8 protein-coding genes are annotated in these 13,325 nt (G+C 27.4%); 1 reads left to right on the top strand and 7 read right to left on the bottom strand.

Annotated elements, in window-relative coordinates; genetic code table 25:
• Positions 1-139: 139 nt before the first annotated feature.
• The 6 genes from HLG78_RS05440 to HLG78_RS04095 form a co-directional block, all read right to left on the bottom strand.
• Positions 140-3,154, bottom strand: coding sequence for a PKD domain-containing protein (locus HLG78_RS05440; RefSeq protein ID WP_240006094.1), 3,015 nt, complete (start codon positions 3,152-3,154; stop codon positions 140-142).
• 59 nt (positions 3,155-3,213) lie between these two features.
• Positions 3,214-4,050: a prolipoprotein diacylglyceryl transferase gene (gene lgt, locus HLG78_RS04115; RefSeq protein WP_231176361.1), complete on the bottom strand. Its 837-nt coding sequence runs from the start codon at positions 4,048-4,050 to the stop codon at positions 3,214-3,216.
• Positions 4,051-4,065: 15 nt separating this feature from the next.
• Entirely contained in the window at positions 4,066-5,487 is a 1,422-nt protein-coding gene (locus HLG78_RS04110) for a hypothetical protein (protein WP_231176359.1), read from the bottom strand.
• A 115-nt stretch (positions 5,488-5,602) separates the two neighbouring features.
• A complete protein-coding gene (locus HLG78_RS04105) occupies positions 5,603-8,065 on the bottom strand; it encodes a helicase HerA domain-containing protein (RefSeq protein WP_231176357.1) in 2,463 nt (820 codons plus the stop codon).
• 69 nt (positions 8,066-8,134) lie between these two features.
• Positions 8,135-10,129 (bottom strand): murein hydrolase activator EnvC family protein, encoded by a 1,995-nt coding sequence (locus HLG78_RS04100; RefSeq protein ID WP_231176354.1) that lies wholly within the window; start codon positions 10,127-10,129, stop codon positions 8,135-8,137.
• A gap of 8 nt (positions 10,130-10,137) precedes the next feature.
• Positions 10,138-11,133 (bottom strand): sortase, encoded by a 996-nt coding sequence (locus HLG78_RS04095; RefSeq protein ID WP_231176351.1) that lies wholly within the window; start codon positions 11,131-11,133, stop codon positions 10,138-10,140.
• 190 nt (positions 11,134-11,323) lie between these two features.
• On the opposite strand from HLG78_RS04095, the gene HLG78_RS04090 reads away from it, so the two are divergent.
• A complete protein-coding gene (locus tag HLG78_RS04090; protein WP_231176346.1) occupies positions 11,324-12,133 on the top strand; it encodes a DUF368 domain-containing protein in 810 nt (269 codons plus the stop codon).
• 234 nt (positions 12,134-12,367) lie between these two features.
• Here the strand turns inward: HLG78_RS04090 and HLG78_RS04085 are convergent, their stop codons facing one another.
• Positions 12,368-13,309, bottom strand: a complete 942-nt coding sequence (locus HLG78_RS04085) for a mechanosensitive ion channel family protein (RefSeq protein ID WP_231176345.1) — start codon at positions 13,307-13,309, stop codon at positions 12,368-12,370.
• Positions 13,310-13,325: the final 16 nt, after the last annotated feature.

Genomic DNA, 13,325 nt, shown 5'->3' with positions numbered 1-13,325 from the left:
TTCATACCAACAAAATTATATCAAAAAAAATATAAATGTCAAACTTTTTTGATATATTTTACGACAAATTAAATGAAAATAAGATTAGGATATCTACTTAAATAAGCAAATAAAAAAAATTTATTTTTTTCATAGTATATTATGGAGACACATCTGGAGCCAATACACCTACATCTTCATCCAAATCAAATAGATTGGAAACCGAATAAACTTTCTCCAAATCTTGATCATACAACACAGCTCTTATAGTATCTCACCTCCATAATGTTGACTCAAAGTCTGCATAATGAGCAGGACAAGACAATACATTTACAGTATCTATATATAATTCATTGTTGAAATCTGGTTCATGAAAGTTTTCTTCTACATCATCCAACATATCAGCCAACCACCTACATTCATCTCCTATTCAATCACCTACTCAATGAGTCTGATTTGGATTGTCATCAAAAGGACAAACATCATATTCTTGGAAATTATTTGCCATTTCAGCTTGTTGTTTGAGTGCATTAATATTTATATGTTCTTCTTCATATACACAATTCCCATCATCATCTCTTTCTTCAGGCTCAGACACAATAAGATTATCTACATTCTCAAATCAATCACCAGAAATATCATTACTACATAAATCAGGCACTCCATCACCACTCATATCACAACTTAGTTGAGATACATCACCATCACAAAAATCTTGTCATTGCACATACAAATTTATTGAACTTGTTAAAACATCTCAAGATTGTGTGTATACAAAAACTTTCAAATCATAATTTCATCATAAATTATATCAATATTCTATTTCCATACTTTCCTCTGATATATCTTCATCTACTATAGTATTTTTGTCTCAAAAATCCCACCTAATTTTATCTATATAATCATAATCAATATTTTCAAAATCAAGAGAAAACACATTTGATGAAAATGTAGACAACACCAAATCTGACTGTATTTGAAAAGGAGAGACTCAAAGTCAAGATTCTTGGACAAACAAACTCAAACTATTTGACAATACACTACCATCTTGTAAATATATGTTTTGTTGGATATATTTTTCTCAATACTCATCAAATATCCAAGATATATCTACACTATCTGTTTCGCGAAAATCACCATTAAGGTTCCATTCTACTACATCTATATCATCTTGATCAAAACCACCCATATCAGTCATTATATCAAATCTTTCTCAAACTATTGCCTGATCTTCATTTATATATATATATGAACGATAATTTTCTTCTATAAAGGAATTGGATTCTGCCACCTGATCTCAATCATATTTTCACAATGCCAATATTTGTCAAGAAAAGTCTTCATAAGCATTTCATTCCAGCACAAAACTATCATGGATATCTTTTTCTTCTTCAACATTATCATATCTCCAAACCACTTCATCTACATTTTCTCAAAATGCATTACATTCTACAATTCAAGTTGACCTTTCACAGCTTATCTGTAAAGAAGAATATTTTTTTTCTGATTCAACAAAAACATTTATTAAAGCGCTAGAAACATATTCACCATCAACCTTTCATCTTGCTACAACATTAAATTTACCTGCATCAGAATAAACATTTTCAACACTAGTTCAGTATCAATAACTACCATCACCAAAATCCCATTCAATCTCATCATATTCAAAATTTGTATTTACTTGAAAATTTATCGTATCTCATTGAGTTATAGATTGATTATCTGCATCAATAGAAAGATGATATCAAGACACCTCATCCACGTCTATTTCAAATGGTTCATAATTTCATTTTTCTCATACATTTTGCACAAGCATATCAAATTCAAAAAAATTAACTCAATCTGATGTAACAACCTCTATTCAAATAGTTTTTTTTCAAACATCATCAAAGTTTTTTCTAAACATCCTTTTATCTTCTATAATCTTTTCTCAGTCCAAAAACCAATTGATTTCCTGAATCTCATCAAACTCAAATCAATCATATCAAACTATAACATTTTCATCAAAATCTGAAAAGTACATATTATCAGGTTGCAAAGGTCGTTGATTACTCATTGCAAAAACCACATCATCTTCATATTCAATTTCAATACTACCATCATAAATATATAAAATTCCATCATCTGAACTAATTGATGAGGAAGTTACACCAACTCATTCTTCATTATATCAGTTAAAACTACTCTCTGTTCAAATTTTAGTATCAATATCAAAACAATTTTGCTCTGGCTCAATTCTTTGTACATCTCATACATAATTTTTACACAACTGTCAGTCTTCCAAAAAATATCAAGCTCCTGCTATGTATTTTTTGTCAAAATTGATATTTCACTGATTATTTACGATTCATATTGGATTCAAATTTCAATCTCAATCTATATCTGAAGAACATACATCTCAAACTCAATCACCACTGGTATCTTGTTGATTTGGATTGTAATGATATGGACAATTATCATTATGATTCAACACTCCATCACCACTATAATCTGTATCCAGCGAACTTCATGAAACCTCTCTTATACCTACCGCTACATCAAAAAGTTTTTCTCATGACACATTTGAATTTATATTTTCAACTATAGATAAAGAAGACTCAACAATACCTAGATTATCCAAAATAATCAGTCATTTATCAAAATAATTATTTCAAGTAGCATCAAAATTTTTCAAGTTACATCAGCTTTCCAGACAGTTTCTTAGATCATCATTAGAATCAAGTCACTCTATTTTTTGATATACATCTGATTTATCTTTCAAGACTTGATAAACAAAAGAAACAAGATTTTTATAATGAATATTGTTAGAAATATTTTGGTCTTCTGAGAAAAAAGAATCTAAATATCATCTATAAAGAGGATACCCAAAACAATAGTATTCTTTATTTTCTATATCAAAATTGTATTCTTTGTTGTTTATTACAGAATAAGAATCATACCATGATTTACTAAGTTTGTTTTTCCATTCTTTTGGTGGAATTTTACAATCATATCATTTTGATAAATAAATAATCTTGGTCATATCCTTATATGATACAGCTTGTTTTTCAAAAATTTCTTGTAAATCAGAAGATCTTCATACTCAAAACTCATAGGAAGGTACAACATCTTCACTTATAGAAAATGACAACAAAAACACTCCCATCAAAATTAACAATATTTTTTTTATTTTCATATTTTTTATTTAGTATAAAGTTGGTAATATTTTATTGTTTTCGGATTGTTTTGTCAAATTTATTTTTTTAAATCTTTGAGCAAATATATCCAAATCCATAATCATGAAAAGAAAAACAAAAACATAAACCACTGACTGCTTGTAAAAATCCAAACATAATCAACCATACTTTCATCTCTTAGAAATTCAGCAAAAAACCTAAAAATAGAATAAAAAATCAAAAATAAAGCCACTATAAATCAAGGTTTAAAATTATTTTTTACATATTTTTTGAAAAATATTATCAAGAAAGCTATAAAAAGCACCAAACCCTCAAGTATAGCCTCTATAATATTGGTATTTACCCTAATTTTATCATCAACTCTATCATAAGTATAATAAAGTCAAACATTTTCCAAAAGATTTATATTCAAAACAAATGGCAAATCTTTCACAGGTTTTCAGTAAAGTTCTTGATTTAGAAAATTTCATATCCTTCACAAAAAAATTCATAATGTTCAAATTATCAACACCAAATCTCACAACAACAAAAGATGAGAAAAGTTAAGAGAATATTTTCTTTTGATATAAAAAAATCATAAAATAACTCAAATAACTCCTCATACAAAAGCCATACCTCACTGCCACAAGAAAAATATATGCAAAGGGTTTTCCATAAAATATCACAAATCATAGAACAACACATATCAAAGCCTACCTCAGACTAAAACTCAAAGTATTGAAGCCAAAGCCAAATCATCAAGTCATTTTTCCAAAAACCTTTGAAATTTTTTATCTTTTTTAAAAAATCATTTTTTACCTATCCAATAAAAAAACAAGTAACCAATCACAAAACTCACAAAATAAAAAACTCAATAAAGATGTATCTGAAAATCGAAAAAATCTATAGATTCCATTTTTTTAATATATTTTTAAAACTCATCTGGAGCAAATCAATCATCCTGATAAAAATCTTGTAAACCTCAACCCTCCCTAATATCAAGCTCGTATCAACCAAATCACTCTTCTCAACCATAAAATTCTCCAAAAAACTGGTCCAAATAATCTGAAGGATTGTATCATTCCTCTCACCTAAGGTATAACATTTCTTCAATCCATCTTTCTGCATTTTCTCTTATCATATCTCTTAACTCATCTTGTTCATCTTCTGGAATTTCTTCATGATATGGTTCTCAAGCTCAAGGGAAACCATCTTCATCAAATCAATCCGGCTCAAACATATCTCACTCTTCATCATACTCAAAAAATGGATCTCATTCTTGTTCTTCTGGTTGTGGAACAGGCTGTTGATCTTCAGGATTAAGCATATCATCCAACTCTCAAAGTCACTCATTCAAATCTTGATTAACATCTTGAGTGTATTCTGAATACTCATCAGAAGATTCACAAAAATTTCTTAATGTATCTTTATCCTCTTCCTCAAGAATCTCTAATAAAAGTCAATTCATTTCAGAGTAAGAGTCTAAGGAGTCCTCTATTTGAGTAAAAGCAGATGAAAGCCTTTCATAATAGTCTTTTGAGTTGCTTACACACATATATGGATTTTCTATTCATTTTTCCAACCTTGATAATGCTCACTCTTCATACTCCAACAACAAACTTCTTATGCCAAGCACATTTTCATAAGAAATTATCAATGAATCATAGTAATCATTCAAACATTCTTTCAAAGTATTATCAGTAATTTCATCTTTCCGATCTTCTATTTTTTCAGTTTGTTTAATAAACTGCTGTAGTATATTATCAACTCTATCTATTAGAGAGTCTATTCTTTCCAATGCCATAGAAAATATTTCTGCACATATCTTTATTCACAACAAAAACCTAAAATTATATACACTTACTCTATTTTCTATAATCTTTTCTGCTCATCTAGCAGTTGGATCTCATAAGATTTGAGCTGACTGATTATAAAATCTTATCGCTTGATCAAATGAATCATGTATTTTATAAAAATCACTAACTTTGTTATCATTTTCAATTAATTTCTCATAAGATTCCAAAAAAACAATATTTCATAAATTAAAAAAATCTTCCCACAAAAGCTCTGGTAGAATTGACTCAGCAGACTCATATTCCTTTTTTAATAGCTTGATATTTGCGAAAAATCTATCAAATTTATTTGTATCAAGTCACCATTCTTGAAAAAAATCATAAAATTCATCATGGTTGAATTGGTTCTTATTTATATCAGAAAATTTTTTTCAATCAATTTCTAATAAGCTTCACTTTACATCATAATAGTAGCTTGAAAATATTGAACTAGTTGTCAATTGAATATAATTTTCTTTGTAATACCAAAAAGAAATCAAAAAAACAATAAAAAAAAACATAAAAAAAGAAATATATAATACTAGTTTCTTTTGTCTTTTTAAAAACTCTTGCATAAACTTTATTAATTATAAACTAACAAATGTTATAATAAAACACAAAAAATTTTCAACAAGATTAATCAAGTTGTGTCCAAACTATCTTTTGCTCTCAATCCACTTCTTTATAATCTTCTGCTTTTACTTTTATAGGATCTCAAATCTGATACAAGTCTTTCCACCTTACTCAGTCTGGTACAGATATCTTTTTTTTATGAAGCAATCACTCATTTTCTCAAACTATCACAAATACTCAATAATTATATTTTAGTTTTACTATACCATCAAACCACTGTCAAAGCTCTATTCAAACATTTTCATCATTATTTGATTTTGTAGGTTTGTTTTCTTTATTATTTTGTGATGAGGACATTTTCTTTGCTTTTTCTACTGCCTTTTCTGTTTTAGAAAAAGATTTATCAGACCACTGTTTAATATATGCTTCAAGTTTTTCTTTTTCTTTTCAATATCTTTGTCTTGATTGTTTTATTATTTTTTGTTTTGTATCTTCTCACTGTTGTGGCTTAGGAAGAGGGAATGTTTCCATACTAAAAGGATCATATGTAACTCAATCAATTGCAAGCTTTGCATAGGCCTTAAACTTAGGTAATGAAATAATTTCTTGAGGAGTTATAATATTTTTAAACTGGTCTGATATTATTTTACTATCATCATAACCAAGTCAAAAGCTAATTATAGTACCTACATTACCAAATATAGCATTTTTTATCTTTTCATCTATTTGAGAAATATATTGATTTGCTACAACCAAAGAAAGTTTATACTTCCTTGCTTCTGAAAGAATACTTTCAAAACTTTCAGTAGCAAAATTTTGAAACTCATCTATATACAAATAAAAATCATTTCTATCTTCAAAAGCAAGATCAGCACGAGACATTGAATCAATTTGAAACTTCGTAACTATAAAAGAACCAATCATGTTTGCATTATCTTCTCATATTTTTCATTTACTAAGATTTATAAGCAGTATTTTTCATTCATCCATTATTTTTCTAAAATTCAAGGATGTTTGAGGTTGACCAAAAATATTTCTTATTATAGGAGAAGATAAGAACTGTCAAACTTTGTTAACTATTGGAGCTATAGCTTCATCCTTAAATTTATCTTGCCATTTATCAAATTCTTCTCTCCAAAACTTTAGAACTATTGGATCATTTACATACTCCAACACTTCTTCTTGAAAATTTTTATCTTTCAAAATCCTTATCAAGTGCAAAAGTGTAGCATTTGGATACTCCACCAAAGACAAAATAACATTTCTTAATATATATTCAAGTCTAGGTCACCAACTATCTCAATATAATTTTTTGAATGTACTAACTATACCACTGACAACTAAATTTTTTTCTTCTTCTGTTTGATATTGAAGTATATTAAAACCTATAGGATACTCATAGTCAGTAACATCAAATAGTACAACATTATTACTTCTCCAAGAAGGTACATACTGCAATAAAGTTTCCACTAAATCTCAGTGTGGATCTATCACTGCGGTTCACTTATTACTAACAAAATCACTTCTAATCATATTTGAAAGAAGTGTAGATTTTCACATTCAAGTTTTTCAAATCACATACATATGTTTAAACTTGTCTTCATTTTTAATACCAAACTTTGAAGACTCATTTTTATAGTCGGTGTATCAAAGTAATGTGATATTGTTTTTATCTGTATTATTTAGAGTTGGTACATTGGGCGGAAAAGGAAGTTTTCTAAATTCTAAATAGTCTAAATTTTTAATAACATAATTACTAGAAGGCAAATGAAAAAAATTAGAAATTTGTTCTATATCAAGCTTAAATACTTTCTTCCTTGATGTTATTTTTGATTTTCATCATTCTCCTAATGAATCCAGTACAGAAGTAAGATTTTTCAGTGATTTATGCTCTGAGTTTTTAAAGTTATGATTTAATCAAATAAAAAATCATATTTTTTCTTTGTTTTTTGATTCGTCTTGCTCTTCTGGTTGATTCAAAAATCATACTTTTAAAAATAATTTTTTAATTTTTCAACAAAGTCAATCTTTTACACTTAAATCATATCCAAAAATTAAATTAAGTTTTCAGTCTTCTTCTTTAATATTATAAAAAACTCAATATATACTTTTCAAAGGGTCTAAGTAAACTCAATCTTTTGTAAAATCCTGTCTTGTATAAAATTTTTCAAAACCAAAATTTATATACCTAATATTATCTATATGGATTTTCTTATCTACTTGAAAACTTTCAGAATCTGCAAAGTAAGAATAAAAACTACTTTCAAACAAATCTTGCAGTTCTGGTGGTACTATAGCATAATTTTGAATAGACTTTTTGTTTCATTCTATCACAAAATATATTTTTCATTTTAGTCACACAAAATTATCAACAAATCACTCCCAGTATGTAATACTATTTTCTGCCTCTTTAAAAGGTTTTATCTTATATACTAGATATTCATCTTTTTTTACTGAAGAAAAGTCAAAAAATTGTGCCAATTTTTTTCCAAGTTGTTCTGCCCACAATACAACTTTATCTACCATAAAAAAATTATAATTTTAAATTAGTTTTCAGTATAATTTTATTTCAAAAAAATTCAATAAGAAAATGAGTTATCTTGCAGCAATATCATCCATTTGGGTTGCTTTCCTAAAAGGGTAATCCTCTGGCACCCAGTATCATTTAATACTTGATAAACATCTTGAAACATTTTTTTGCCAATTTTTAGGACTACTAGCATATATAGATCAATCTTTATTTCACCATCTAGACAGCTTGTCTATAGTATTATGATGTCATAAAAAACTATTCACCAGTGTTAGATATATCATTCTTGCTCATTGAGCTGGAGTATCATAACCAATTCTATCTCACCTATCATTATTTCATACATTTCATACATTCCATTCTGTAGTCATATTTCTTCAAAGACCACTTTCTGCAGCAGCTATACATATACCAAAATCTATATCAACATCTGTTCATTGAGATGCTGCCTCCCAAAGCTCAACATCAGAGTAAGGTCATATTGCATTTCTTGCAAGATAATCTTTTCTCCTTTCTTCCACAGTGTCTCAAGATGCATAACTAATACCTGACATATCATAACTTCTTGAAAGCCTATCCTCCATATACTTTACTTGGTATTCCTTAGGAAGTGCTCTTCTATCTTTAACAACACTTAGATCCAAAACTTCCAAAGGATCTATATACTCACCATCTTGTATAACTTCAAAATGCAGATGAGGTCAACTACTTAGAAGTCAGGCTCACCTTGTTCATGGAGTTCAACCTGTTAGTCATATCAACTCTCATCTATCAACATAATCTCATTTTTGCACAAATATATCTTGCATATGTAAATATACAGTTATATATCAATGCTTATGGGCCATTACAAACCAATTCAATCACGGACCATCCTGGTTAACTACTTTATAAACAACTCAGTTTGCAGGTGCATAAACTTCTGTTCATTGTTCAACAACCACATCTATTGCATTATGATCTGTTCAATGAACTTCCTTATAATCATCATCTTCAAAAAAAGCTGAAAATCTTTCTACTGGCAACACAGGCCAAGAGAAAAAATTTCATTCATCTGGTCTTTCAGAGTTTTCATAAAGTTTTGATAAATCAACACCAGATACTGACAAGGCTTCATTACTCATAGATGATTCATAATTTTTTATTAGAGAAATTCTATTTTTCACTGCTTCCTTTTGATCTACAAGATCTTGAAATTCTTCTTGTGTATACTCTCTATCTTCTTGTAGAAAATCTACTATCTTTTTAAGGTTTTCTTTTTGTTGCTCATATTCTTCTATTTTTCATTTATAATTTTGAACTTCTTTTCTATATCTTGTTCTGTAATCATTATATCTACCAACCGTTTCTTCATAGGCTTTTTTTCTATCTCACAACAACTCCATCAAATCATCTGTATGATACATCATAGACTTCATAACATCCTCAGATGAAAGACTAGATGCTATATTATCAGTGTTTGCTAAGAGTCTTATACTATCAATTTGCCCAGAAGATCAGTAATAATCATTATTAATTCTATACAAAACTGATATGTTTGAAGCCAATTCTTCTTTAGTTTGACCTATTTCATTCCTTAAAAAATCAACTCTTTTTTCTAGCTTATTTATCCTATAAGTTAGTTCTCTTACCGCCGAAATTCTTTGTTTTATATTATGCTTAGTTTCTCTTGAAGTTCTAATTATATTTATAATTCAATTTCTTATATCTTCATATCTTGACTGAATTCTATCTTTTCTTGCTTGCACAGACTCGATATCAGATATAACATGCTCAAAACTAGAATTTAGCTCATTTAATCTATCCTGAGCTTTTTGAGTATCCAATCTTGCTCAATTTCAATTTGATTGCAATAAAGGGGCTATAGCTTCAAATTGAGACTCCCTAAAGCTTTCTATTGGATTTGTAGTATCTCAAAAAGATTCTTCTTCTATTAGATCATCTACATTCATATCTGATACTTCTCCAGTAAGTCAATCCACCTTATCTATATTATCAGACTGATTTGCACTAACTGAAAAAGAAACTAATAATAAGCATATAAGCAACAAATACTTCATTTTTATTTTTAATTTTTAAAGACAATTTCATCACTTTCTACTTCTTCTAATTGTTTTGCCATAACCAAGATTCTTTGAGCATTTGATCAAATAGGATAACATCACATCAATGTTATATAATTTCAATCTCTATGCTCTTCATAAAAATCTCATACTTCAGCTGGCCGTCTTATTGCCTTTGTAACAACTTCATACTTATAAAGATTTCATCACCAAAGGACTTTTATTTTATCACCATCATCCAATCTTGGTATTCTTGCGAAAACTTCTCAATAATCATTATCTCTCCACCGATAATAACTTGTATGTCAAAAAACAAACATATTTCAATCATCTTCAGGAGAAGGTGTAAAAGGATATTTCACTACACCATCATATAATTCTTCTTCAAAATTAGCTTCTGCCATTTTTTGAGGATTTACATAATCAACATCTACAATAGGAGCATCTACTCATATAGAAGGAATTATTATTCTATTATCAGGCGGATTTAGATTAAAATCAAAAGAATAGTCATTAAAATTTGTCCTTAAAATATCTTTCATATTTTTTCTGTTTTCTATATTATCTTCAGAATCTACCTGTGAAAGTCAATCTTCTACCATTCAGCGGATTTTTTCATCTTCTATCCCACTAAAACTATCATCCTGTACTTTATCTTGATCTTGAATATTAGATGAATTGTTTTCAGATTTTTCTGGTTGATTAAAACTTGAAAAGTCTTCTACAGTAGCAAAAGAAGAATCACCAGCATAAATTTCATGAGAAAAAAAAGTTTCCTTAAAGGTATAATAAAAAAGATTCATGTTTACAAAGATTATTCATCATATTGTAACTACAGACAAAACAATAGAAAACCTAAAAAGTTCACCAAATATTGAAAAAAAGTTAAATTTTGATTTTCATCTTGAATAAGTAGTCTTGGTTTTTTTTGAGTTATAATTACTTTCTTTAATTTTTGATGTTTTTTTTCTTCATAAATCTTGAAGTTTTACTTGATTCATTTTATTGTGATTTTTGTTTTTATTTAAATAGTTCAATAAATATATTTTACAAAAAAAAAATTTTTTGTCAAAATTATAAAAATGTATTTACTGCAAATAGTTGACTTTTATAATAAAATACTATTTATATTGTTGATTTTTTTATTTTTATTTTTATAAAGTTACTTATTTAAGTTTAACAATATATTTTATGAATGCAATAAAAACTTTTATAAAATGATTTTTCATTTGAATAGCAAATATAGTACCATGACTATCATGATGAACTCTAGCTGTTATTTTTTGAATCTATGAAAAACTTATAAATTCAATATGGAATTTTTTAAAAACTTTTTCAAAAAAAGATTTTTTATTTTTATTTAATATATTTATAGGAGCTATTATATGAATATTTATTTTTGCAAAAGTATTATGATTTTTACTAGAACAATATGAAACACAAGTAAGTTTAATATTTTTTTGACTTGTATTATGATCTGTTCCATTTTTAATTAAGCAAATCTCAAATAAAAAAGTTTCGTTACAAAATTTTTTCTTACTGGTTTTTGCAATATTAATAGTGTTATTTTTAAATATTTGACTTAATACCGAAACAGTTGAAAATCAAAACACAATAAATATTGATTTTTTATATTGAATAAAACTTCTAATAAGCTGAATGATAGCTGCTTCAGCGATGATTATACCATGATTTTCTGGATCTATGTTGTTGATTATTATATGAGAGTATTATAATATCATACATATAGTAGAAAACTTTATATTAGAATGAATCTTAATTATATGAGTTTGAGCTATATTATGAATTCTTACAATAGTGAGATTGATAAAATATCTATTTGAAAACCATAAAGATATTACATATACTTTTATTGTATGACTAATCCTATGAAGTCTTTATTCAATATTTCCAAATGAAGCTATAGAACAACCAACCATAATAAACTTACTAATGTTTATTTTATGAATAATCACAGCATATTTATTCAGTAAATTATAATAATACATCAAATAATAATTACATTCAAACAATAAAAATTTTTTTAATTTTAGTAAAAAACTATTTATATAATTTTTACAGCATTTTCTAATTAGAGTCTTTAGTATAATTTATGCACAATACAAACAGACCATAAAGAAGGTGCAATCATAGTAGACAATTATGTTTTTGAAAGAAAAAACTTTTTCTTTTTATTAAATTAAAAGCTAAAATTTTCTATTTTAAAAGTGATCTCTAACTATTTCTTGATTTATTAATAACATACATAGCACTACCAAGAAGGTTTTTGTCATTTTTATCAACAGTGATACTTGTATGAGGATAAGGAATATTAATTCAATTTTCTATAAATGCATTATATATAGCTTTATTGGCCTGAGAAATTGGTCATCAAGGACCTTTTACGTCACCTCATGGTTCTACATGGAAAATTACTTTTATCTCTACTCAGTTAGTACCAAAATCACTATCTTTTAAATTAGTTATCATTGTTTTATTTTCATCTTTATTTTTAACAACTTCAAGATTGTTTACAGCTTCCAAAGCTATTTGAGATGCCCTATCAAGATCTGTTCAGTATCATACAATTACAGTAGTATTCAATTTCAATAAATCTTCTGATGTAAATGTCATAACAGGATTGGTAATAAGTTCAAGATTTGGCATTACTGTTCTTCTCAAGTCAAGCCCTCTCAAGACTGTATATCTCATAGTTATTTCTTCAATTGTTCAAAAATAATTATTTGAACCTTGAATTTCTATATTGTCTCCCAGCTTAAACTCTTTGGTAGTAAGTATCAAAACTCACGCCAACAAATTACCCAAAACTTCCTTGAATGCAAATCACAAACCTACTGATATTCATCCAAGCAAAATTCATATATCAAATCAAACTATCTGAAGACCTATAAACATTGATAAAACTACTCAAGTGTAATAAGTCAATGTTCCTATAAGATCTCATACTTTTTTTGAATACTCATCATCATCTACAACAGTATTTTCAACAACCCTGTTCCTTACAGAAGCAGAAACTGCTTTTGCTATCATTAATAGTACTACAAAAACAATAATTGCTAATAGCATTTTTCCCAAAAAACTAAGTATACCTGCTTCTAATATCATATTCAGACCAAACTCTCCTCATTCTTGTGCTGTTTCTTGTGCTGTATCCATCTTCTTGTATGATTAT

Origin of the sequence: Candidatus Absconditicoccus praedator, from assembly GCF_021057185.1 — a bacterium.
Lineage (GTDB): Bacteria > Patescibacteriota > Gracilibacteria > Absconditabacterales > Absconditicoccaceae > Absconditicoccus > Absconditicoccus praedator.
Note: the sequence above shows the minus strand (reverse complement) of the source record. Positions and strands in the feature narration are given on the sequence as shown.